The sequence below is a fragment of the Streptomyces sp. RB17 genome (assembly GCF_009604455.1).
GTDB lineage: Bacteria > Actinomycetota > Actinomycetes > Streptomycetales > Streptomycetaceae > Streptomyces.
The window spans coordinates 251,893-274,884 of the sequence record NZ_WEGL01000002.1; the positions used below are offsets into that span (position 1 = coordinate 251,893).

At 72.6% G+C, this 22,992-nt stretch carries 17 protein-coding genes, 1 tRNA gene and 2 pseudogenes; 16 read left to right on the plus strand and 4 right to left on the minus strand.

The features are described from left to right. Positions 1-76 precede the first annotated feature (76 nt). Positions 77-421 carry a cupin domain-containing protein gene (locus SRB17_RS08140; protein ID WP_153536305.1) on the minus strand — a complete coding sequence of 115 codons (345 nt, stop codon included), beginning with the start codon at positions 419-421 and terminating at the stop codon, positions 77-79. Positions 422-550: 129 nt separating this feature from the next. On the opposite strand from SRB17_RS08140, the gene SRB17_RS08145 reads away from it, so the two are divergent. Then, positions 551-1,066, plus strand: a complete 516-nt coding sequence (locus SRB17_RS08145) for a hypothetical protein (protein ID WP_153536307.1) — start codon at positions 551-553, stop codon at positions 1,064-1,066. Positions 1,067-1,115: 49 nt separating this feature from the next. Here the strand turns inward: SRB17_RS08145 and SRB17_RS08150 are convergent, their stop codons facing one another. Further along, complete coding sequence (locus tag SRB17_RS08150) at positions 1,116-1,694, minus strand: helix-turn-helix domain-containing protein (protein WP_323375175.1); 579 nt, start codon at positions 1,692-1,694, stop codon at positions 1,116-1,118. Between the two features lie 218 nt (positions 1,695-1,912). Here SRB17_RS08150 and SRB17_RS08155 point away from each other — a divergent pair, with 218 nt between their 5' ends. Together SRB17_RS08155 and SRB17_RS08160 are read left to right on the plus strand one after the other, a co-directional pair. Continuing rightward, a complete protein-coding gene (locus SRB17_RS08155; protein WP_153536309.1) occupies positions 1,913-3,340 on the plus strand; it encodes an MFS transporter in 1,428 nt (475 codons plus the stop codon). A 47-nt stretch (positions 3,341-3,387) separates the two neighbouring features. Next, positions 3,388-3,461, plus strand: a tRNA-Pro gene (locus tag SRB17_RS08160). A 79-nt stretch (positions 3,462-3,540) separates the two neighbouring features. On the opposite strand, the gene SRB17_RS08165 is transcribed toward SRB17_RS08160, so the two are convergent. Then, positions 3,541-4,005: a MarR family winged helix-turn-helix transcriptional regulator gene (locus SRB17_RS08165; protein WP_153536311.1), complete on the minus strand. Its 465-nt coding sequence runs from the start codon at positions 4,003-4,005 to the stop codon at positions 3,541-3,543. Positions 4,006-4,437: 432 nt separating this feature from the next. Here SRB17_RS08165 and SRB17_RS08170 point away from each other — a divergent pair, with 432 nt between their 5' ends. The 8 genes and pseudogenes from SRB17_RS08170 to SRB17_RS08195 all read left to right on the plus strand — a co-directional run bounded on the left by SRB17_RS08170 (position 4,438) and on the right by SRB17_RS08195 (position 16,975). Beyond that, positions 4,438-6,276 (plus strand): non-ribosomal peptide synthetase, encoded by a 1,839-nt coding sequence (locus tag SRB17_RS08170; protein ID WP_194293941.1) that lies wholly within the window; start codon positions 4,438-4,440, stop codon positions 6,274-6,276. 65 nt (positions 6,277-6,341) lie between these two features. Next, positions 6,342-10,940, plus strand: a complete 4,599-nt coding sequence (locus tag SRB17_RS08175) for a non-ribosomal peptide synthetase (RefSeq protein WP_153536316.1) — start codon at positions 6,342-6,344, stop codon at positions 10,938-10,940. A gap of 117 nt (positions 10,941-11,057) precedes the next feature. After that, entirely contained in the window at positions 11,058-12,278 is a 1,221-nt protein-coding gene (locus SRB17_RS08180; RefSeq protein WP_153536318.1) for a 3-deoxy-7-phosphoheptulonate synthase, read from the plus strand. Between the two features lie 410 nt (positions 12,279-12,688). Next, positions 12,689-13,516: pseudogene (locus SRB17_RS48425) on the plus strand (chorismate-binding protein); the annotation flags it as partial. A gap of 320 nt (positions 13,517-13,836) precedes the next feature. Next, positions 13,837-13,944, plus strand: a pseudogene (locus tag SRB17_RS48430) (hypothetical protein); the annotation flags it as partial. 196 nt (positions 13,945-14,140) lie between these two features. Continuing rightward, a complete protein-coding gene (locus SRB17_RS48435) occupies positions 14,141-14,755 on the plus strand; it encodes an aminodeoxychorismate/anthranilate synthase component II (RefSeq protein ID WP_416237046.1) in 615 nt (204 codons plus the stop codon). Beyond that, positions 14,752-15,369 (plus strand): flavin reductase family protein, encoded by a 618-nt coding sequence (locus tag SRB17_RS08190; protein WP_153536322.1) that lies wholly within the window; start codon positions 14,752-14,754, stop codon positions 15,367-15,369. The genes SRB17_RS48435 and SRB17_RS08190 overlap by 4 nt, the downstream gene beginning before the upstream one ends. Before the next feature lie 4 nt (positions 15,370-15,373). Beyond that, entirely contained in the window at positions 15,374-16,975 is a 1,602-nt protein-coding gene (locus SRB17_RS08195; protein ID WP_153536324.1) for a 4-hydroxyphenylacetate 3-hydroxylase N-terminal domain-containing protein, read from the plus strand. A 75-nt stretch (positions 16,976-17,050) separates the two neighbouring features. On the opposite strand, the gene SRB17_RS08200 is transcribed toward SRB17_RS08195, so the two are convergent. After that, positions 17,051-17,719, minus strand: coding sequence for an O-methyltransferase (locus SRB17_RS08200; RefSeq protein WP_194293942.1), 669 nt, complete (start codon positions 17,717-17,719; stop codon positions 17,051-17,053). 119 nt (positions 17,720-17,838) lie between these two features. Between SRB17_RS08200 and SRB17_RS08205 the strand changes: the two genes are divergently transcribed. From SRB17_RS08205 to SRB17_RS08225, 5 genes are all read left to right on the plus strand, one after another. Continuing rightward, positions 17,839-18,309 (plus strand): VOC family protein, encoded by a 471-nt coding sequence (locus SRB17_RS08205; protein ID WP_153536329.1) that lies wholly within the window; start codon positions 17,839-17,841, stop codon positions 18,307-18,309. Beyond that, positions 18,306-19,265: a hypothetical protein gene (locus SRB17_RS08210; RefSeq protein WP_153536331.1), complete on the plus strand. Its 960-nt coding sequence runs from the start codon at positions 18,306-18,308 to the stop codon at positions 19,263-19,265. Before SRB17_RS08205 ends, SRB17_RS08210 begins: the two co-directional genes overlap by 4 nt. Positions 19,266-19,309: 44 nt before the next feature. Beyond that, complete coding sequence (locus tag SRB17_RS08215; protein ID WP_323375176.1) at positions 19,310-20,209, plus strand: LLM class flavin-dependent oxidoreductase; 900 nt, start codon at positions 19,310-19,312, stop codon at positions 20,207-20,209. Beyond that, positions 20,206-21,078 (plus strand): PhzF family phenazine biosynthesis protein, encoded by an 873-nt coding sequence (locus SRB17_RS08220; RefSeq protein WP_153536333.1) that lies wholly within the window; start codon positions 20,206-20,208, stop codon positions 21,076-21,078. The genes SRB17_RS08215 and SRB17_RS08220 overlap by 4 nt, the downstream gene beginning before the upstream one ends. An 80-nt stretch (positions 21,079-21,158) precedes the next feature. Continuing rightward, positions 21,159-22,952 carry a gamma-glutamyltransferase family protein gene (locus tag SRB17_RS08225; RefSeq protein ID WP_323375177.1) on the plus strand — a complete coding sequence of 598 codons (1,794 nt, stop codon included), beginning with the start codon at positions 21,159-21,161 and terminating at the stop codon, positions 22,950-22,952. Positions 22,953-22,992 lie beyond the last annotated feature (40 nt).

Below are 22,992 nucleotides of genomic sequence, written 5' to 3' on the forward strand. Positions count from 1 at the left end.
TACCGCCGTGTGGGCGCGAGCGACCACAACGGCGCCGCAGACGCGCGACGGCATGTCGCGGCGCCCCGACCGCGCCTCACAGGTTGATCGCGTACGCCTTGCGCAGCGTCTCGCGCACGGTCCACGTCGTACGGTCCCCCGCCCGCAGCACCGCCATGTCCCCCGGCCCCACCGTCAGCGTCGGCCCGTCCTGCACCTCGATCGTCGCCGAACCGCTGATCACGACGAACAGTTCGTCCGCCTCCGTGTCCTTGACCGCGCCCGGCGTGATCTGCCAGATCCCGCGGATCTGCCGGCCGTCCGGCGACTCCCAGACCACCTTCCCGGTGACCTCCGGGTCGCCGGAGACGATCTGTTCGGGGTCGAGGGGCTCGGGTTCGAGTTCGGCGTCGGGGATGTGGAGCGCGAAGCTGTGCGTCATGCGGCGAGCCTAGCCAGCGCCGGGCCGTGGCGAAGCCGACAGTGTGTGGGGCATCTGGGCTGGTGGGAGGACAGTTCGTCGGTCCGTGCGAACTGGCGGGGCGGCGTGGCACGGTTGATCGTGGGGAACATGGCTGACTCCACGGCGGTCGGCACGGCACCGCCCCGGCAGCACGACACACGCGAGGCCGTCCTGTTCGGCGGTGTGTACGGTGCCGTGCTCGCCAGCTCGATGGTCGCGGCGCTCACCCAGTACGGCCGTACGACCGCCGCCGGCCGCCTCTACGACGCCGTGTGGCTCCTGGTGACCGCCTGCGCCTCCGCCCTCGCGCACGGCTACGCCCACTACATCGCGGAACGCGCCCCGCACCGCCGTTGGGACGTGCTGCGCACGCTGCGGGACGAGTGGCCGCTGGTCACGGCCGTGCTGCCCACGGTCTTCCTGCTCGCGGGCGCGGGCTGGGGCTGGTGGCCGCCGAACGGGGTCCAGTACCCGGCGTTCGCCCTCAACATCGTGATTCTTTTCGTCCTCGGCCTGATCACCGCCCGCTGGTCGGCACGGAGTTGGTCCATGGCGTGCCTCATGGGCGGCGGGGACGCGTTGCTCGGGGTGATCGTGGTGGTGGCGAACGCGCTCATCAAGTAGAAGGCGCTCATCAAGTGGAAGGCGCCCATCAAGGAGGTGGTGCCCGGCCTCAGCGGCCGGTGCGTACCCCGTCGAGCGCGATGGCGAGAACGCGGTCGCGCTGGGCGTCGTCGTCGAACGCCGTGGCCGTGATGCCGGCGACCATCCTCAGCAGGTCGGTGAAGTCCATGTCCGCGCGGGCCACGCCGGCCCGCTGGGCGCGCTCGAGCAGCGGGCCTCCGGCGGCGTACATCGAGTCGCGGCAGGTCTGGAAGATCTCGGACTCGTCGTTCAGCGCCTCGCGCACCGCGCGCTTGGTGACCATGTAGCCGGAGAAGCGGTCCAGCCAGGCCGTCAGCGCCTCCCACGGCTGTAGGTCCGCCACCTCCTCGGCCGCCCGGCACAGCGTGTTGACCTCGTCGGCGTAGACGCTCTCGAAGAGGTCGCGGCGGGTGGGGAAGTTCCGGTACAGGGTGCCGATTCCGACGCCCGCGCGGCGGGCGATGTCCTCCAGGGAGGCGTCCGAGCCGTGCTCCGCGAACGCCTCGCGGGCGGCGGCGAGCAGGGCGTCGTAGTTGCGGGCGGCGTCCTTGCGGTGAGGCCGGCGGGTCGCCACGATCTCGCCGACGGGGAACGGCGTGGCCGTCACTGGTGCCTCCCATGGGGGATCGATGAACCGGAGGAACGCATCCGGTTCGGTTGAACCGGAGGCGCGCCTCCGCTAGAGTGGAGGTGCACCTCCACTTTAGCAGTGCTGGGGCCGACTCCGCCCTGGGCAGACGTGCCCGGCGGCGATGCCCCCGTCACCTCTTCCTCGACTTCCTCCTTCGCCCCTTCCTCGGCGCTCCCCTTCGGAGAGGCTCTCTCATGCCCCGCACGTCCACTCGCCTCACCTTCGCGGTCCTCGCGACCGGTGCGGGCGTGTTCTCCATGCTCCAGTCGCTGATCGCGCCGGCCCTGCCGACCGTCCAGCACGCCCTGCACACCTCCCAGTCGACCGCGACCTGGGTGATGACGGCCTACCTGCTGTCCGCCTCGGTCTTCACCCCCATCCTCGGCCGGGTCGGTGACCTCGTCGGAAAGAAGCGCACGCTCGTCGGCGTCCTGCTCGCCGTCCTCGCCGGCTGTCTGGTCGCCGCGCTCGCCCCGGACATCGGTGTCCTCGTCGTCGCCCGGGTCGTCCAGGGCGTCGGTGGCGCCCTGTTCCCGCTGTCCTTCGGCATCATCCGCGACGAGTTCGCGCCGGCCGAGGTGAGCGGCAGCATCAGCACCCTCTCCGCGGTCATCGCCGCGGGCGGCGGTGTCGGCATGGTGGCCGCCGGACCGATCGTCTCCGCGCTCGACTACCGCTGGCTGTTCTGGATCCCCGTGGCGATCGTCGCCGCGACGGTCCTGATCGCCGTGGCGTACGTCCCCGAGTCGCCCAAGCGGGCCCAGGGGAAGGTGGGTTGGTACGGCGCCATCCTGCTCTCCGCATGGCTGGTCGCCCTGCTGCTGCCGCTGAGCCAGGCCGGGCAGTGGGGCTGGGGTTCCGCGAAGGTGCTCGGTCTGTTCGCCGCCGCGGTCGTGCTGTTCGTCCTGTGGCTCACGGCCGAGGCCCGCTCCCGCACCCCGCTGATCGACCTGCGCGTGATGCGGCTGCCCGCGGTGTGGACGACCAACGCCGCCGCCCTGCTCTTCGGCGCGGGCATGTACGCCATCTGGTCCTTCCTGCCGGGCTTCGTCCAGACGCCGTCCACGGCCGGTTACGGCTTCGGCGCGAGCGTCACCGCCTCCGGCCTCCTCATGCTCCCGATGCTGCTGGCGATGTTCCTCTCCGGCATCCTCTCGGGCCGCCTGGAGCCCCGCGTCGGCGCCAAGGCGCTCCTCACCGCGGGTGCCGCCCTCGGCGCGCTGGCCTGCGGCTTCCTCACCCTCTGGCATGACGCCCAGTGGCAGATCGCCGTCGTGGCCGGGCTGTTCGGCCTGGGTATCGGGCTGGCCTTCGCGTCCATGGCCAACCTCGTCGTCGGCAGCGTCCCGCCCGAGCAGACCGGAGCCGCGACCGGCATGAACGCCAACATCCGCACCATCGGCGGCTCCATCGGCGCCGCGCTCACCGGCGTCCTGGTCACCGGCCGCCTCCAGCCCTCCGGCCTGCCCTACGCCTCCGGCTACACCCACGGCTGGGCCCTGCTCGCCCTCCTCTGCCTGGCCGCGGCCGGCGCCGCCCTCCTCGTCCCGGCCCGCCGCCAGGACCGTACGACGATCCCCGCCGCCTCGGGGGCGGCACCGGCACCCGCTCGGGTGCGGTAGGGTTGACCTGCGTGATCACGCGGGGGACACCCCGGGTGGGACCGCAACGGGACGTGGCGCAGCTTGGTAGCGCACTTGACTGGGGGTCAAGGGGTCGCAGGTTCAAATCCTGTCGTCCCGACTGCGAGACGCAGGGCGAAGGCCGTGCCGAGGATTGTCGCAATCCTCGGCACGGCCTTCGCCGTTGCGGTCTCTCTCGGTCACAGGTGGGGTTCCAGGGCCCCGGCGACCTTGTGGCACAGCTCGACGAACATCGCCCGCTCGCCCGGGCTCAGGGCGGCCTCGACGATGGCGGCGTTGTCGCGCCGCTGGTCGGCCACCCGGGTGAGGAAGGACTCGCCGGTCGCGGTGAGCGAGGTGGTCAGTTCACGCCGATCCTCACCGAGCGTCTGCTGCCCGACGAGGCCGAGGTCCTTCAGGACCCGCAGCGCCTTGGAGGTGGTCGCCCTCGACACGCCGAGCGAGCCGCTCAGGACCGAGGGGGTCATGGGACCGCGAATACGCAGCAGTTCGAGCACGTCGTACTGCTGCCAGGTGACGCCTTCCGGATTCGAGCGCGTGCGGCGGGCGACCAGGATGCACTGCAGGTGGGACAGTGCGTCCTCGAGTTCGCCCGGCGCGGGCGGAGCGTCGGACGCGCGCGGTGGACTGTCGGTTCGAGTCATCAGTCCCTCGGATGATGAGGTGGGAGAGAGTCGGTTGGTTACCCATTATCAACGATCGTCAGACCTCACGTACACCACTGCGCTCCACACGCGGCCTCCACTTCACAAAATGGTTTCCGATCAGAAATCAGATTCCCTCAAGTGTGAGATCCGGAATGATTTCTTCCGGGAAAACGATTGTTGGATCTTTCGTCAACGAGCGGTCGCTTTCCTGATGGAAAGCGAATGGCTGAAAAAAGCGGAGGTGCGCGGAGGGTGGGTCGTAGGGTCGGGGTGTAGGTGAGGGCGGGCGTGCCGGTCCGGATCGGGGTTGACACGCTGAAGAGCTCATGCCTAACGTGATTTCCACACAGCAATCATCCGTTTTCATCTGATGTGTGCTTGTTTCCGTGGAATGCCTGTCCCTGGATGCCAGCGAGGCAAGGAGCACATGTGCGCACGGACCACGCGTCGAGCGCGGCGCGTTCCCCTGTTTCCCTGACTCTCACCGACTGCTTCGACCGCATCGTGCGGACCGCCGGCCACGAAGTGGCCCTCGTCTCCGGCACGGAGACCGTGACCTTTCGCGAACTGAACGAGCGGGCCGAGCGCGTGGCCCGTGCTCTGGTCGCCCGGAAGGTGGCGCCCGGCGACCGGGTCGCCGTGTATCTGCGCCGCTCGACCGACCTGTACGCGGTCATGCTCGGCGTGCTCAAGGCGGCCGCCTGCGTGGTGCCCCTCAACCCGGATCACCCCGCGCCGTTCGTCTCCCGGGTCGTGGCCGAATCGGCGCCGCGCGCCGTCGTGCACGACACCGAACCGCCGGGCGCCGCGCCCACGACGGCCGGGGCACCGCTGCACGTGCCGGTCGACGAGCTGACCCGGGGCGCCGACCCCGGCTCCGACATGGCGCCGCCCGCGGTGTCCGATCCGGAGAGCACCGCGTTCCTCATGTTCACCTCCGGATCCACCGGCCGGCCCAAGGGCGTGCGCATCGCCCACCGCGGGCTGGCCCGGCTGGGACCGTACGCCGGCGACCTGCGGATGGGACCGGGGGACTGTCTGGTCCAGTCCGCCGCGTTCTCCTTCGCGGCCTCCACCATCGAGATCTGGCTCGCCTTCCTGCACGGAGCACGACTCGTCGTCATGCCGCACGGACTGCCCAGCCTCCCGGCGCTGAAGGAGGCGATCGTCCGGCACGGCGTGACCGCGCTCTCGCTGCCCTGCGGCCTGTTCAACCTGCTGGTGGACGAGGAACCGGAGTGCCTGCGCGACCTCCGGGTCATCCTGCTCAGCGGCGACTTCCCGTCACCGGAGCACCTGCGCCGCGCGGCCCGGTCGACACAGGCGGTCATCTACAACGGCTACGGCTGCACCGAGAACTCCTCCATCACCGCCCTCCACCCCATCCGCGGCGCCGACGACGTCCCCCGCGAGGAACGGGTCCCCGTCGGGCGCCCCCTGCCCGAGGTCGACCTGGAGGTCCTCGACGACACCCTGCGGCCCTGCCCGCCGGGCACACCCGGACAGCTGACCGTCGGCGGACTCGGACTCGCCCAGGGCTATCTCGACGATCCCGAACTGACGGCCCGCAAGTTCGTCACCGGCCCCGACGGCCGGCTCCGCTACCTGACCGGCGATCTGGCCCGCACCACCGCCGACGGCGACATCGTCCTCGTCGGCCGCGCCGACAGCATGGTGAAGATCCGCGGCTACCGCGTCGAACTGACCGCCGTCACCCTCGCCCTGCGCGCCCTCGACGGCGTCACCGACGCCGTGGTCAAGGCGTTCCCCGAGGACGCCGGTGACAAGTCGCTCACCGCCTTCTACACCACCACCGACGGACGGCCTCGCGACGGCGCCGACCTGGCGCGGCTGCTGGGGGACGAACTGCCCTCGTACATGGTCCCGTCCTCGTTCCACCACCTCGGCGAGCTGCCGAGGAACGTCAACGGAAAGATCGACCGGTCCGCGCTCACGGACCCGTCGGTGGCCCTACCGAAGCCGAAGAAAGGTGACGCAGCCGTGCAGAACCCGCTCGAGACCGTCGTACTCCAGGCCTGGAAGGACATCTCCGGCGCCCAGGACTTCACCACCACCGACTCCTTCCTCGGGCACGGCGGGAACTCCCTGCACTTCGTGCAACTCGCCTCCCGGCTGCAGAAGATCTTCGGCGTCGAGGTGAGCACCGAGGACGTGTTCCGGCACGGCACCGTGGAACAGCTGGCGCGGTTCGTCGAGCAGGCGCGGGACACCGGGCGCGACCCCGCGGCACAGGCCCAGCAGTCGTAACCCGGCCGCGGCCGTGCGGCGTCCGTCGCCGCCGGCCGGTGGATCTCTGCAGAGGACAACGACCGGTGAACTCCCCCCTCGAAACCGCCGTACTCGACCTTGCCCGGACCACCCTCGCCAGCGCCGGCCTCACCGCGCACGAGCCGCTCGCCGGCCGGTGCTCCCACCCCGGCCCGCTCGACCGCCTCGCCACCACCCTGACCGCCGTCTTCGCCGTCGACGTCACCGCCGCGGAGCTGACGGGCCACGTCACCGTCGCCGACGTCGCCGCACGACTCGCCGAGCGGCGCGGGGCGCCCCGGACCCCCGAGCTGCGCGCCGGGCTCGTCCGGCGCGACGGGACGGGCGTGGAGGCCTCCTTCGGCCAGAGCGGCATCTGGCTCATCGACCAGTACCTGCCCCACCCGGCCGCCTACAACGGCCCGTTCTCCGTCCGGCTGCCCTTCACCGCCGACTCCGACCGCATGCGTGCGGCCGTGCGCGGTGTGCTGCGCCGCCAGGACGTCCTGCGCACCACCTACGCCCTGCGCGACGGGGTCCTCCGGCAGACCGTCTCGGAGGACGACGACGCCGTCGAGTTCGAGGTCGCCCGCTACGGCGACGACAAGGAACTCGCCGCCCTCGTCCACCGGGTGGCCAATCTCCGCCTCGACCTGTCGCGGGGGCCGGTCGTCGCGCTGACCTGCGCCCAGGGTCCCGACGACCGGTCGGCGCTCGTCTGCAACATCCACCACATCGCCTCCGACGCCGCCTCCGCCGGCATCTTCCTGCGCGAACTCCTCGACGCCTACGACCGCCTCGGCCGCGGGCTGCCCGTCGAGGCCGACCCGCTCCGGCCCACCTACGCGGACTTCAGCCAGTGGTACCGGGACCGGATGACCCCCGACGCCCTGGCACGCTCCCTCGACCAGGTCGCCGACCGGCTCGCCGGGGAACTCCCGGTGCTGGACCTGCCCACCGACCGGCCCCGCCCCCCGGTGCAGCAACACCGGGGCGGCGCCGTCCCGTTGCGCCTCCCGGCCGCCCTGGCCGACGACTTCGAGGCCCTCGCCCGGGACGCGGGGGTGACCCTGTTCATGGCGCTCGTCGCCGCGTACGCGGTCTTCCTCGCCCGGCACACCGGGCAGCGGCGCGTGCTGGTCGGCAGCCCCGTCTCACTCCGCGACGATCCCGCCACCCACGACCTGATCGGCTACTTCGTCAACCTGGTCGTCCTGCGCCAGGAGATCGACCCCGGCATGACCGTCCGGGACGTGCTGCGGCAGGCCGGCGAGGAGGTGAGCCGCGCGCTGCGGCACAAGTGGGTGCCGTTCGACAAGGTCGTCGAGCGGCTCCAGCCGCCGCGCAGCAGCGGCTACACCCCGCTCGTGCAGACCATGCTCGTGCTCACCCAGGCCGGTTCCGGACGGATCACCCACGGGGACGGGGAACTGCGCATCGAACGAGGTGCCTCCCACGGTGCCAAGTACGACCTGTCGGTGGTCTTCGAACGCGACGCCGAGGGCCTGCACGGCCTGATCGAATACGACACCCACCTCTTCGACGAGGCGACCGCGCAGGCCATGGGAGCGCGACTGCGGTACCTGATGGGACAGTTCGTCCGCCTCCCCGACGCGCCGCTGCACCAACTGGACGCGCTCGACCAGGAGGAGCGGCGGACCGTCCTGGCCCGCGGCGACCGCACCGCGTACGCCGCGCACGACGCGCCCGTCAGCGAACTCTTCGAGGCCCAGGCGGCCGCCACCCCCGACGCCGTGGCCCTGGAGGACGACGGCACGGCCCTGACCTACCGCGAGCTCGACCGGCGAGCCAACCGGCTCGCCCAGGTGCTGCGCGCGTCCGGCGCCCGCACCGGCACCCGGATCGGCATCTGCCTGCCCCGCTCCCACGCCATGGTCGTCACCCTGCTCGCCGTCCTCAAGACCGGCGCCGCGTACGTGCCGCTCGACCCCTCATACCCCGCCCAGCGGCTCACCCACACGCTGCACGACGCCGGGGTCTCGCTGACCGTCACGGACACCGTGCTGGCCGGTGAACTGCCGCCGGGCGAGCGCCTCTTCGTGCTGGACCGGCACACCGAGCGCATCGCCGCGGCGCCCGCCACCGGACTCGGCCGGGTCAAGACGCCGGACGACCCGGTCTACGTCGTGCACACCTCGGGCTCCACCGGCCTGCCCAAGGGTGTGGTCATCGCCGACCGGACCGTCGCCAACCTGGTACGCGCGCAGGACCGTTGCTCACCGTGCGGGGCGACCGGGCGGACGCTGCAGTACATGTCGCTGTCCTTCGACGTCTCGGTGATGGAGATCCTCGGCACCCTGTGCGCCGGCGGCACCCTGGTGCTCGTCCCCGAGGAACTGCGCAAGGACCTGCAGGCCCTCGCCGGGTTCCTCGCCCGGCGCCGCATCACCCGGGTGTACCTGCCGTACATCGCGCTGCAGCAGCTGGCAGCCCTCGCCGCGGACGGCGGGCCGCGCCTGGACGACCTGCGTGAGATCACCTCCGTCGGCGAGGCCCTCGTCGTCTCCCCGCAGATCAGGGAGTTCTTCACCCGGCACCCGGCGGCCCGGCTGGTGAACATGTACGGGCCGTCGGAAACCCACCTCGCCACCTGGCACCCCCTCACCGGCCCGCCCGCCGACTGGCCCGACACCCCGCCGATCGGCCGCCCGGTGGACGGCGTCCGGCTGGTGGTCCTGGACGCCCACCGGCGGCTCGTACCCCCCGGCGTCCCGGGCGAGCTGTACATCGGCGGGTCCGTGCTGTCCCCCGGATACCGCAACCGCCCCGAGGAGACGGCCCGCCGCTTCCTTCCGGACCCCTTCGGCGAACCCGGTGACCGGCTCTACCGCACCGGCGACCTGGTGCGCTGGAACGCCGCCGGCGACCTGGAGTACCTCGGCCGGACCGACGACCAGATCAAGATACGCGGCTACCGGATCGAGCCCGCCGAGATCGAGGCCGCTCTCGACGACCTCGACGGCGTCGCCTCCTCCGCCGTCGCCGCCGTCGACATCGCGCCCGGAGACCGCAGGCTCGTCGCGGTCCTGGAAGCCTCCCGCACCTGGGAGACCGCCGAGCTGCGCCGCGCGGTGTCCGGCACGCTGCCCGACTACATGGTGCCCGCGCTGGTGGTGCCGGTGGAGCACATGCCGACGACCCCGAGCGGGAAGACCGACCGGCGGGCCGTCGGCGAACTGGCCGTCGCACAGGCGCACGCGGCACGGACCGCACCCGCGGAGCCCGCCCGCCCCCCGCGGCCGGGACTGGAGCAGCGGATCGCCCGGGAGTGGGCGGACGTGCTGAAGGTGTCCGCGGTGGGCAGGGACGAGGACTTCTTCACGATCGGCGGAAACTCGATCATCGCCACCGAACTCGTCTACCGCCTGCGCCGGTCGTTCGGCCAGGAGCTGTCCCTGCGCGCCCTGTTCGACGACCCGACCGTGGCGGGCATGGCCGCCCGGCTGGGCACCGGCACCCCCGCCGCCGCTCCCGCGCTGCGGGCGGACGTGACCCTTCCGGACGGTCTGCCCGCCGTCACCGGCACCCCGGTGCCGGTGGCCGAGGCCCGCGACGTCCTGCTCACCGGCGCCACCGGGTTCCTGGGCAGCTACCTGCTGCGGGAGCTGACCACACGGACCGGCGCCCGGGTCCACTGCCTGGTACGGGCCGCGGACGAACCGGACGCCACACGCCGGCTGCGCGCCACCGCCGGACGCTACCGGCTGGACGGGCGGATCGACTGGTCCCGGGTGCGCGCCGTACCCGGTGACCTGAGCCGGCCGGGGCTCGGTCTGAGCGGCCCGGCGTACGACACGCTGGCCGGCACCGTCGACGTCGTCCACCACGCGGCCGCGCACATCAACTTCGTGCTGCCGTACGCCTCGGTGAAGCCGACGAACGTCGAGGGCTTCCGCCATCTCGTCCGCTTCGCTGCGACGGACCGGCCCAAGCATCTGCAGTACATGTCCACCATCGCCGTGTTCGCGCCGGGCGAGGCACCCGCCGGCGCGGTCCTCACCGAGGACGACGTGCCCGAGGCGTGCGAACGCCTGGGCATCGGCTACACCCAGAGCAAGTGGGTCGCCGAGCGCATCGCCCTCGCGGCGCGCGCGCACGGCATCCCGGTCACCATCCACCGCATCGGACGCATCTCCGGAGACAGCGTCACCGGCGCCTGCCAGAGCGACGACTTCCTGTGGCGGCAGATCAAGAGCTTCATCGAACTGGGCTCGGCCCCGCCGGCCGAGGACCTCTTCACCGATCTGCTGCCCGTCGACTTCGTCGCCCGGGCCGTCGTCGCCCTCTCCCGGCACCCCGCCGCCCACAACCGGACCCTGCACGTCTTCCATCCGAACGGATCGGACTTCTCTCCGGTCCACGCGGCCCTGCGCGCCGACGGCCGTCCGCTCGAGATCGTGCCGACCGACGCATGGCTGGCCCGCCTGGAGGAGTCCGCACGCGGCCCGGGCGGCAACGCCCTCGCCGCCGCCGTACCCCTCTTCCGCGAGGGCGCCCTGGAACTGGGCGACAACACCTACCACAACGCCGCCACCACCCGCCTGCTGACCGAGCTGGGTCTGACCTGGCCCGCCATCGGTGAAGCGGCGATCACCCGCATGATCCGCTACTTCCGTTCCACCGGAGAGCTGGCCGACGACTGAGGACACCGGCGCCGTCCGGTGCCCCCCGGCGTACCGGGCACCCCACGGCGCCCACCGACCATCCACCATCACGGCCATCGCCCAGGCGGTCGCCGGACACCGAAAGCACGAGCAGTCATGCCCACGAGCTCCTGCCCCGAGACCGAATACGACACCCTCATACCCTCCGTCGTCGCCGCCCTCCCGGCCGCACAGCAGCCTCAGTGGCCTGACCCGGGGCGTCTCGCCCTCGTCCACACCGAACTGGCGTGCGCGGACCCACTGGTGACGTACGACAGCGTGCGCGCCCTGCGCCGGCTCCTGGAACGCGCCGCCGTGGGCGAGCTGTGCATCCTGCAGGCCGGAGACTGCGCCGAGGACCCCGCCGACTGCGATCCGGCCCCGCTGGCTCGCAAGGCCGAGATGCTGGACGTCCTCAGCGACATCGTGCGCACGGGCGCAGGGCGGCCGGTCGTCCGGGTGGGCCGGGTCGCCGGACAGTACGCCAAACCCCGCTCCCAGCCGGAGGAGTTGCACGACGGCGTGCCGTTACCGGTCTACCGCGGCCCGATGGTCAACGCCCCGGAACCCGACGCCGCCGCCCGCCGCCCCGACCCCGGCCGCATCCTGAGCTGCTTCCGGGCCGCTCAGCGGGCCGTGGAGTCGCTGGACCGGCTGGGCCGCGGCGAGGGATCCCCCGCCGAGACCCGGGTGTGGACCAGCCACGAGGCCCTCCTGCTCGACTACGAGCTGCCCCTGGTGCGCCGGCACCGCTCCGGCCGCGCCTACCTCGCCAGCACCCATTGGCCATGGGTCGGCGAACGGACCCGCCGGCCGGACGGCGCCCATGTGCGGCTGCTGGCGGAGGTGGACAACCCGGTGGCGTGCAAGATCGGGCCGACCACGTCCGTGGAGCAGGTGCTCGCCCTGTGCGCCGCGCTCGACCCGGAGCGCTCACCGGGCCGGCTCTCCCTCGTCGCCCGGTTCGGGGCCGGCCGCATCGACGGCCTGGCACCTCTGGTGCGGGCGGTGCGCGCCGCCGGTCATCCCGTGCTGTGGCTGTGCGATCCGATGCACGGCAACGGAGAACGCACCGCGCACGGACTCAAGACGCGCCGGCTCAGCGCCGTCATGACGGAGATCAGCCGGTTCGTGGACATCGTGTCCGCCGAGGGCGGCCGCAGTGCCGGACTGCACCTGGAGGCCTCTCCGGACGACATCGTCGAGTGCAGCGGTGCCGGGTTCAGCCCGGTCCCCGGCCCGGCCTACCGCACCCTGTGCGATCCCCGGCTGAACCTGGTCCAGGCCGTCGCCGCGACCGCCTACTGGCGGCTGCCGGCCCTGGAGGCCGCCGCGTGAGCGCCCGGGAGAGCCGTGAGAGCGGGGCGGGCGAGCCGGGAGAGGCGGTGGAGCCCGTGAAACCGGACGAGCCGGGGGCGAACGGACGCGGTGATTCGGCCCTGGACGCCCTGCTGCCTCCACCGGGCTCGCCCTTCGCGATCCTGCACCGGCCGGGCGCGGGTCACCCGGACACCGTGGACGTCGTCAGCGGACCCGTCCGCACCGCCGCCGGCCTCGCCGAGCTGCGTCTCGACGACGAGCCGGCCCCGGCAGCGTGCCAGGGGCCGGCTCGCACCGGACCGGCGCACCGGGTCCTCGCCCTGGTGCCCCACCGGCAGATCGCCGAACGCGGTTTCGCGGCACCCGACGACGGCACTCCGCTGCTCGCCCTGGACGTCACGTCCCAGCACACGGTCTCCCTGGAGCGGATGCTGGCGCTGCTGCCGGACGGCGAACTGCGCGTCGACCGGGCCGGGTTCGACCTCGACGACGACCGCTACGCCGCCGGTGTCGACGCCCTCACCCGCCGGGAGATCCAGCGGGGTGAGGGGGCCAACTTCGTCCTCGCCCGCAGCCTGTACGGGAGAATCCGCGACTTCGACCGGAGCCGGGCCCTGGCCGCCCTGCGCCGACTGCTGATCGCGGAGAGCGGCGCCTACTGGACCTACCTGGTCTGCACCGGTGACCGGTACCTGATCGGCAGTTCCCCGGAACAGCAGGTACGGGTGGCCGGCGCGCAGGTCTCCATGAACCCGGTCAGCGGCACCTACCGCTACCCGGAGCCGGGCGGCCCGGACCGGGAGGGCCTGCTCCGGTTCCTCGCCGATCTCAAGGAGATCCACGAGCTGTACATGGTCGTGGACGAGGAACTGAAGATGATGAGCGAGCTGTGCGGCCCCGGTGTGCGGGTGTCCGGTCCGACGCTCGCCTGGATGTCGCGTCTCGCGCACACCCAGTACCACCTGCACGGCCGGTCCGAGCTGTCGCTGACGGACATCCTGCGGGGCACGGTGCCCGCGCCCACGGTGACGGGCAGCCCGGTGGAGAACGCCTGCCGGGTCATCGCCCGGTACGAGCCGCGGGGCCGCGGCTACTACAGCGGCGTGCTGGCGCTGGCCGGCCGGGAAGCGGGACGGCGCAGTCTGGACGCGGTCATCGTGCTGCGCACCGCCGACATCGCCGCGGACGGCACGGTCCGGCTGACCGCCGGCGCGACCGTGGTGCGGGACTCGGTGCCGCACGAGGAGGCGGCGGAAACCACGGCGAAGGCCGCGGGCCTGCTCACCGCCCTCGCCCGCCACGGCGGGACCGGCGACCGGCCCCCGACCGCCGGTCCCGCCGCGCAGGCCAGGCCGCTCGATTCCGGTCAGCCCGCTTCCGGTGAGCCCAGTTCGGGTCCGTCGGCCTCCGGTCAGCCCGCTTCCGGTGAGCCCAGTTCGGGTCCGTCGGCCTCCGGTCAGCCCGCTTCCGGTGAGCCCAGTTCGGGTCCGTCGGCCTCCGGCCAGCCCGCTTCGGGTCCGTCGGCCTCCGGGCAGCCCGCCTCCGGTCAGCCCGCTTCGGGTCCGTCCGCCTCCGGTCCGTTCACCTCCGGTCAGCCCAGTTTGGGTCCGTCCGCCTCCGGTCAGCCCGCTTCGGGTCCGTCCGCCTCCGGTCCGCGCGATTCCAAGTGGTCCGCTTCCGGTGAGCCCGCTTCCGGCCCGTCCGCCTCCGGTCCGTCCGATTCCAAGCGGTCCGCCTCCCGTCCGCCCGACGTCGGGCCGCTCGCCTCCGATCCGGCGGTACGGGCCGCGTTGTGCTCCCGCAACGACGGCATCGCCGCCTTCTGGCTCCAGGGCGGCACGCACCTCGCCGTACCGCCCGGCACCGGTCCGCGGGTTGCCGTGATCGACGCGGAGGACCGCTTCACCAGCATGCTCGCCCGGCAACTCCGTGCGGTCGGCTGCCAGGTCGAGGTCCACCCCTGGTGGGCCGTCCCTGCCGTGGCCGGCGACCCCGAGACCGTGCTGCTGCTGGGGCCCGGCCCCGGCGACCCCCGGAACACGGCCGACGCACGCGTGGCGCGGCTGCGGTCCCTGGCCGCCCGAAGGCTCGCCCGGCGGCTGCCGCTGGCCGCCGTGTGCCTCGGTCACCAGGCCGTCTGCGGGGTGCTGGGTCTCGGCCTGGTCAGGCTGGACCAGCCCCGCCAGGGGGCGAGGATGACCGTCGAACTGTGGGGCCGGGAGCGGAACGTCGGCTTCTACAACAGTTTCACCGCCCGCTCCGACACCGATCGCTGCGCCCTGCCCGGTCCCGGCGGCCCGGCCCGCGTCTGGCGCCGTGCCGACGGCGACGTGGTGGCGCTGGACGGCCCGGGCCTGGCCACCGTCCAGTTCCACGCGGAGTCGCTGCTCACCGAGGACGGCCCGGACATCCTGCGCGAACTGGTGCACCGGGCCCGCAGGACCGCGGAACTGACCGAGGCCCTGGTCTCCCGTCGAGCCGAGGAGAGCGCATGAACGCGACGCCCGCCACGGCCGGCCGGGCCGTCACCTCGCGCGAGGCGCGCGAACTGCGCCGCGCCCTGGGCCATTTCGCCACCGGGGTCACGGTGGTGACCTGCCGGCGCGGCAGCCTGCTGCACGGGGCCACGGTCAACTCCTTCACCTCGGTGTCGCTGGACCCGCCGCTGGCCCTGGTGGCCCTGGGCCGGCGTACCCGCGCCGCCGCCCTGCTGGACGCGGGCCCGTACGTCGTCAATCTGCTCGGCGAGGACCAGCGGGACCTGGCCGTGCACTTCGCCGGCGGCCCGTCGGCCGGTGCCGTGCCCTGGGTACGCCCGGACGGGGACCGGCCTCGGCTGGGCGGCACCCTCGGCCACCTCGTGTGCCGCCCCTGGCGCACCTACGACGGAGGCGACCACACCCTGCACGTCGGCCGCGTCGAGGAGTTCGCCGCCGGCGGGGGCCGGCCACTGCTGTTCTACCGCGGTGTCTTCCCCCGGCTGATGACGGAGGAGGACGAGCGGGCGGGACCAGGGCCGGACGGGTCCACCGCGGTGTGGTCGTTCTGCCTGGACGGCCCAGGACCGGTCAGGGAGCAGTTCGTCACCGATCACGAGACACGGAAGTAGGGACATGGCACCCGACAACGGACAGCCCGCCGCACCCGGCACGACCGAACAGCCCGCCGCACCCGGCACGACCGGACGACCGGCCTCCGCGACGGCCCGGGTCACCCGGCCGCTCACCGGGGACGAGTACATCGAGAGCATCAGGGACGGCCGGGAGATCTGGGCGTACGGCGAGAAGGTCGACGACGTCACCAAGCACCCGGCGTTCCGCAACACCGCGCGCATGACGGCGCGCCTGTACGACGCCCTGCACGACCCGGAGCACCACGACACGCTCACCGCGCCCACCGACACCGGCAGCGACGGCTTCACCCACAAGTTCTACCGGGTGCCGCGCAGCGTGCAGGATCTCGTGGGCGACCGGGACGCCATCGCCGCCTGGGCCCGCCTCACCTACGGCTGGATGGGCCGCAGCCCCGACTACAAGGCGAGCTTCCTTGCGACCCTCGGCGCGAACCCGGAGTACTACGGGGACTTCGCGGACAATGCCCGCCGCTGGTACGCCGCCGCGCAGGAGAGCGTGCTGTTCTGGAACCACGCGGTGATCAACCCGCCGGTCGACCGGCACCGTCCGGCGGACGAGGTGGACGACGTCTTCGTGCACGTGGAGAAGGAGTGCGACGACGGTCTCGTGGTCAGCGGCGCGAAGGTGGTGGCGACCGGCTCCGCGCTCACCCACTTCAACTTCGTGGCCCACTACGGACTGCCCGTCAAGAAGAAGGAGTTCGCCCTCGTCGCCACGCTGCCCCTGCACGCACCGGGGGTGAAGCTCATCTGCCGCCAGTCCTACGAACTGGCCGCGAGCCGCACGGGCAGCCCGTTCGACTACCCGCTGTCGAGCCGGCTCGACGAGAACGACACCGTGTTCGTCCTGGACAAGGTGAAGATCCCCTGGGAGAACGTGCTCATCTACGGGGACACCGCCCGCGCCGGCACCTTCCTGCAGACCTCCGGCTTCACCCACCGGCTCACCTTCCACGGGGTGACCCGGCTGGCCGTGAAGCTGGACTTCCTGGCCGGTCTGCTGCTCAAGGGCGTGGAGGTCACCGGCACCAAGGACTTCCGGGGCATCCAGACCCGGGTCGGCGAGGTCCTCGCCTGGCGCAACATGTTCTGGGCGCTGAGCGACGCGATGGCGCACAACCCCGACCCGTGGCACGCCGGAGCCCTGCTGCCCAACCTCGACTACGGCATGGCCTACCGGTGGTTCATGACGGTCGGCTACCCCCGCGTCCGGGAGATCATCCTGCAGGACCTCAGCAGCGGACTGATCTACCTCACCTCGCACGCCAAGGACTTCAAGGAGCCGGAACTGCGGCCCCACCTGGACCGCTTCATGCGGGGCTCGAACGGCTACGAGGCGGTGGAGCGGGCCAAGCTGATGAAGCTCATCTGGGACTCGGTGGGCACCGAGTTCGCCGGCCGGCACGAGCTGTACGAGCGGAACTACTCGGGCAACCACGAGAGCGTGCGGATCGAACTGCTGCACGCGCAGACGGCCTCCGGTCTCGTCGACCGGTACCGGGGCTTCGCCGAGCAGTGCATGGCGGAGTACGACCTGGACGGCTGGACCGCGCCGGACCTGGTGCCGCCGGACGTCGACTGACCGCCGCCGACCGGCCCTCGGAGCAGGCAGGGAGGCTTGTTCCGGGGCGGGAGGCGAACCGCCCGCCCCGGCGGGTCAACCGGTGATCAGGGCCAGCGTGAAGCCGTCGTACCCCTTGGTGCCGACGGTCTGGATCGAGGTGGCGACGACGTCCGTCCGGCCGGCCAGCTGCTCGTGGAACCGGCGCACGCCCTGGACGCCGGCGTCGGGGTGGTCGGGTTCGGCCACCGCCCCGCCCAGGACGACGTTGTCGACCACCACCACCGCGCCCGGCCGCGCCAGCTTCCGGGCCCAGTCGAAGTAGGCGGGGATGTCGGACTTGTTGGCGTCGATGAACACCATGTCGAAGGGGGCGGTGCCGGGCCGGTCGAGCGTCGGCAGGATGTCCAGCGCCCGGCCGACGTGCTGCTCGACCAGGTGGGCGACCCCCGCCTCGGCGAGGCGCGCCGCGGCGGCCTCGGCGAAGGACCGCTCCCACTCGATGGTGACCAGACGGCCGTCGGACGGCAGCGCGCGGGCCAGCCAGATGCTGCTGTACCCGCCGAACGTGCCGATCTCCAGGATGCTGCGCGCCCGCCCGAGACGCGCCAGCAGATGCAGCAGCTTTCCCTGCGGGGCGCTGACGGCGAGATCGGGGAGGTCGAATTCGACATGGGCGCGGGCGGCTTTCGAAAGGGCTTCGTCCTGCTCCACGAGAAGGGAGCTGAAATAGGCGTCGACGCTGTTCCAAAGCTCTTGTTCCATGCCCGCCATAATTCATCAGAAATCCGCGACTGGCAAGAGCATGACAAGAGCCGAGAAGTGTCCGAAAAGCGGTCCTCAATTCCGCCCGGATAAAGTCCAGAAACAGGAGAGTGCACCACATGTCAGAAGCGAAACTCGTGCCTTCGATGCACCACCTGGGTGTCCAGACCCGCGATCTGGACAACTGCCTGGCCTGGTACAAGGATTTCTTCGGCTGCACCGAGACCTGGACGCTCACCACGTTCTCCGAACTCACCCACAGCAGGCTGCCGGGCATCACCCGGCTCACCGAGATCGGCGTCGCCGACGTCCGCTTCCATCTCTTCGAACGCGAGGGACACGACCCGGTCCTGCCCGGGGGCAACAAGCCCCAGTTCCAGCACGTCTGCCTCGCCACGGGCTCCCCGGACGAACTCCGGTCCTGGCGTGAACGCTGGATCGAGTTGTACCTCTCGGGCCGCTACGACTTCGCGACCGACGAGCAGCCCACGGACATCGTGGTCGACGCCGACGGGGTGCACAGCTGCTACCTGTTCGACGTCAACGGCCTGGAGTTCGAGCTCACCTACGTCCCGGGCGGTGCCGCATGAGCGCGGGCCCGGACCGTGTCGTCACCGAGCTGCCGGTGCCCGAGGGCTGGGACTTCGGGGACTTCCCCTACGGCCTGGAGCCGCTGACCCTGCCCGAGCCGCCGCACCGGCCCGTGGCCGACGTGCCCGACGTGCTGCGCGCCGGCCCCGCGTCCGGACCGGCCACGGCACCGCCTGCGTGCCCGCGCACGGGTCCGGCGCCCGGCCTTCCGGAACTGGCCCACCAGCTGTTCTGGTTCCGCTGGATCACCGGCCACCAGGTGACCTTCGCCGTCTGGCAGTTGCTCGGCCACGCGCTGCACCAGGCGCACGCCCGGCCCGACCCCGCCCCGTCGCTGACGGCCATGGCGGACCTGACGCGGGCCTACACCGCGATGCTGCTCTACACCAGCTCCTGCCCCAAGGACGTCTACGGCGACGTCATCCGGCCCAGTATGTTCCTGCAGCACCGTGGCTTCAGCGGCACCTGGGCGCCGGACTTCGCCCCCGTCCGGCAGGTGCTGCGCGGACGGAAGCTGCCGTGGCAGGACACCCCGGAGGGGACCCTGCTCGCCGACGAGGTCCGGCTCTACCACCTGGTGCACTCGGGCGTCGCCGCGAAGCTGGTGCCCAGCGGCAGGTCCCTGCTGCAGGAGAACGCCCACACGGCCCGGCCGAACCACCCCCGCCTGCAGGCCCTGGTCTACGACAACTACTTCCTCACCCTGCGTGCCGACGTCCCCACCGCCGAGGTCGTCGGCCAGCTCCGGCGCCGGCTGGCCGCGGTGCGTGTGGACGTGTCGGTCAACGGCCTGTACCCCGGGCTGACCCCGCAGGAGGACGCCGCGCTGCCCGAGGAACTGCGCAGCGAGTCCGCGCGGGCCTGCGAGCGCGACTTCACGGCCGTGCTCGAGCGTGCCGACGGCCTGGCCGCCGCGCTCGACCGGCGGCTGCTCGGCGGCACGATCGCCCGCTGAGCCGCCCTCGTCCCCGACACCCGACCGAGAGGAGCTGACGGACCGTGCGGCACGGAGTCGTCGTCCTGCCCGAGCACCGGTGGCCGCGGGCCCGCGAACTGTGGGCGCGCGCCGAGGAGTTCGGCTTCGATCACGCCTGGACCTACGACCAGCTGATGTGGCGGTGGCTGCGCGACGAGCCCTGGTTCGGCGCCGTACCCGCCCTGGCGGCCGCCGCCGCGGCCACCTCGACCCTGACCGTGGGCACCATGGTGGCCACCCCCACCTATCGGCACCCGGTGACACTGGCCAAGGACGTGATGACCCTCGAGGACATCGCCGGCGGCCGGTTCGTCTGCGGTCTGGGCGCGGGGGCCGGCGGCCTCGACGACCGCGTGGTCGACCCGACCGCCTACTCCCCGCGGCAACGCGCGGACCGTTTCGCCGAGTTCGTGGAGCTGCTGGACCAGCTGCTGAGCCGGCCCAGCACCACGTACACGGGCGCCTACTACGACGTCCGGGAGGTGCCGATGCGGCCGGGCTGCCTGACCGTGCCCCGGGTGCCGTTCGCCATCGCGGCGACCGGGCCGCGCGGCATGCGGCTGGCCGCCCGCCACGCCGCGCTGTGGATCACCGCAGGGGCGCCCGGCAACTTCGACGCCGTGCCGTACGAGGAGACGCTGCCGGCGATCAAGGAGCAGCTGGCGCGCCTGGACGAGGCCTGTGAGCAGACCGGGCGCGATCCGTCCACGCTGCGCCGGCTGCTGCTCACCGGCGCCGTGGTGGGCGGCACGCTGGACTCCGTCGAGGCCTACCGTGACGCCGTCGGCCGCTTCGGCGAACTCGGCGTCACCGACTTCGTCGTGCACTGGCCCCGGCCCTCCTTCCCCTATCAGGGCAGCGTGCGGGTGCTGGAGCGGATCGCCGAGGACGTGCTGACCGCCCGGTCCGGGGAGCGGCCGTGATCGACTACGAGATCGTCGACATGTTCACGGACACCGCGTTCGAGGGCTGCGCGCTCGGGGTGGTCCCGGACGCGACGGCACTGGACGACACCGGAATGCGGGCCGTCGCCTGCGAGATCGGGCTCACCGAGACGGCGTTCGTCCTGCCTCCCGAGTCGGCCGGGGCCACTCACCGGGTCCGGGTCTTCACCCCGGAGCGGGAGTCGCCGTACGGGGGGCACTCCGCGGTGGGCACGGCCACCACCCTCGTCCGGCTGGGCCGCCTGCCGGCCGGGGAGTCGGTGCAGGAGTGCGGCGGGCGGCTGTTGACCGTGCGGGCGAACGACCGGCGGGCCTCGCTCCGGGTCCGGGGCGAGCCCGTGCCACCCGAGCCCCTGGATCCCGCCCCACTCCTCGCGGCGTGCGGTCTCACCGCCGGCGATCTGGTGGCCGAGCCCTGCGTGACCGGGTTCGGACCGGCGTTCCATGTGTTGCCGGTACGGCCCGAGGCGGTCGCCCGCGCCGTGCACCACCCGGAGCACCCGGTGTGGTCCGGCTGCCCCGACGCGGTGGTCGTCGCCCATGACAGCCGTGCGCAACGGGCCGAGGTGAGGGTGTTCGCCCCCGGCTACGGCATGCCCGAGGACCCGGCGTGCGCCTCCGCCGCCCTCGGACTGGGCGCCTGGCTCGCCCAGTCCGGCCGGGTGCCGGCGGACGGCACCTGGGCCTACCGCGTCCGGCAGGGCGAGGGGCTGGGCCGGCCCGCCCGGCTCGACTGCGCGGTGACCGTGCGCGGCGGCCGGGCGGTCGCGGCCGAGGTGACCGGAGAGGTGGTGGCCACCGCCGCCGGCCGGATGCGCCTGCCCCGAACGACCGCCGTCACCGGCTGATCGGGCCCGGACGCTCACCAGCAGGCACTCAGAACCAAGAGCGCAACGACGATCGCAACCAAGACGAGAGGAACCCGACTGTGTTGTTCCGTCCAGAGCTGCGCGGTACCCGGGGCGCGGTCGCCTCGACCCACTGGCTGGCCTCGGCCGCGGGATTCCGGATGTACGACAAGGGGGGCAACGCGTTCGACGCGGCCGTGGCCGCCGCGTTCGTCATCCAGGTGGTGGAGCCCCACCTCAACGGGCCGGGCGGAGACGTGCCCGTCCTGGCCCACCGGGCCGGGTCCGGGCAGGTCGACGTCGTCTGCGGACAGGGCCCGATGCCGCGGGCCGCGACCATCGAGCGGTTCGAGGACCTCGGCCTGTCGGTGATCCCCGGCTCCGGTCTCCTTCCCGCGGTGGTGCCCGGCGCGTTCGGCGCCTGGCTGCGGGTCCTCGCCGAGTACGGCACCCTGCGCCTGGAGGACGTCCTTGAGCCGGCGGTCGGCTACGCCGAGCACGGCTACCCCCTGCTGCCCAAGGCCGCGGAGATGATCCGGGCCATGCAGGACCTGTTCCGCGACGAGTGGACGGAGTCCGCGCGCACCTACCTGGTCGGCGGCGTCGCGCCGCGGCCCGGCTCGCGCATGACCAACCCGGACCTCGCCCGGACCTACCGGCGGATCCTGGACGAGGCCAGGGCGGCCGGAGCCGACCGGGACAAACAGATCGACGCGGCCGTGCGCGCCTTCTACGAGGGCTTCGTGGCCGAGGCCGTCGACCACTATCTGGCGACGGCCGAGGAGATCGACGCGACGGGCCGCCGCCATCGCGGGCTGCTGACCGGCGCCGACATGGCCGGCTGGCGGCCGACGGTGGAGCCTTCGCTCTCCCTGCGGCACGGCGCCCTCACGGTGCACAAGGCGGGGCCCTGGTCCCAGGGCCCCGTCTTCCTGCAGCAACTCGCGCTCCTGCAGGGCTTCGACCTCGCGGGCACGGGTCCGCACAGCGCCGACTTCCTGCACTGCGTCACGGAGGCGGCGAAACTGGCGTTCGCCGACCGTGAGGCCTGGTACGGCGATCCCGCCCACGCCCAGGTGCCGATGGACGCCCTGCTCGACCCGGACTACACGGCGGCCCGCCGCGCGCTGATCGGCCGGGAGGCGTCCGGGGAGCTGCGGCCGGGCTCGCCCGGCGGCCGGGCCCCCGTGCTGCCGCCGATCCACGACGAGTCCGCCGGACCGGCCGGCCCCGCCTGGCTCGGCGAGCTGGAGGAGGGCATCCCGGCGGTGCTGCGCTCCACCGCCGCCCGGGGCGACACCTGCTGTGTCACGGCCGTCGACGCCCGCGGCAACATGGTCGTCGCGACACCGAGCGGCGGCTGGCTGAAGAGCTCTCCCGTGGTGCCCGGCCTGGGCTTCCCGCTCGGCACGCGCGGGCAGATGGCCACCCTGACCCGCGGCCACGCCAACGCGCTGGCACCGGGCAAGCGCCCGCGCACCACGCTCAGCCCGACCCTGGTGCTCCGGGAGGGCAGGCCTCTTCTCGCGTTCGGCACGCCGGGCGGAGACCAGCAGGACCAGTGGACCCTGGAGTTCTTCCTGCGCTACGCCGAGCACGGCATGGGGGTGCAGGAGGCCGTCGAGGCGCGCACCTTCCACACCGATCACGTGCCGACCTCCTTCACCCCGCGACGGTTCGCTCCCGGGACCCTGGTCGTCGAGGAGGGGATGCCGGTGGAAACCATCGAGGAGCTCCGGCGGCGCGGCCACACGGTGCGCACGGTGGCCGACTACACCCTGAGCAAGGTCTGCGCCACCGGAATGAGCAGGGACGACATGGTCATTGCCGCGGCCAGCCCGCGCGGCGCGCAGGCCTACGCCGTCGCCGATTGAGGAAGGACCCTGGATGGGATAAATTTCCCAGAGGAAATCA

Excerpts from the sequence above, each read along its gene's own strand:
- SRB17_RS08140 (WP_153536305.1), bottom strand. The coding sequence starts at position 421 with ATGACGCACAGCTTCGCGCTCCACATCCCCGACGCCGAACTCGAACCC.
- SRB17_RS08145 (WP_153536307.1), top strand. The coding sequence starts at position 551 with ATGGCTGACTCCACGGCGGTCGGCACGGCACCGCCCCGGCAGCACGAC.
- SRB17_RS08155 (WP_153536309.1), top strand. The coding sequence starts at position 1,913 with ATGCCCCGCACGTCCACTCGCCTCACCTTCGCGGTCCTCGCGACCGGT.
- SRB17_RS08165 (WP_153536311.1), bottom strand. The coding sequence starts at position 4,005 with ATGACTCGAACCGACAGTCCACCGCGCGCGTCCGACGCTCCGCCCGCG.
- SRB17_RS08180 (WP_153536318.1), top strand. The coding sequence starts at position 11,058 with ATGCCCACGAGCTCCTGCCCCGAGACCGAATACGACACCCTCATACCC.
- SRB17_RS08190 (WP_153536322.1), top strand. The coding sequence starts at position 14,752 with ATGAACGCGACGCCCGCCACGGCCGGCCGGGCCGTCACCTCGCGCGAG.
- SRB17_RS08195 (WP_153536324.1), top strand. The coding sequence starts at position 15,374 with ATGGCACCCGACAACGGACAGCCCGCCGCACCCGGCACGACCGAACAG.
- SRB17_RS08200 (WP_194293942.1), bottom strand. The coding sequence starts at position 17,719 with ATGGAACAAGAGCTTTGGAACAGCGTCGACGCCTATTTCAGCTCCCTT.
- SRB17_RS08205 (WP_153536329.1), top strand. The coding sequence starts at position 17,839 with ATGTCAGAAGCGAAACTCGTGCCTTCGATGCACCACCTGGGTGTCCAG.
- SRB17_RS08210 (WP_153536331.1), top strand. The coding sequence starts at position 18,306 with ATGAGCGCGGGCCCGGACCGTGTCGTCACCGAGCTGCCGGTGCCCGAG.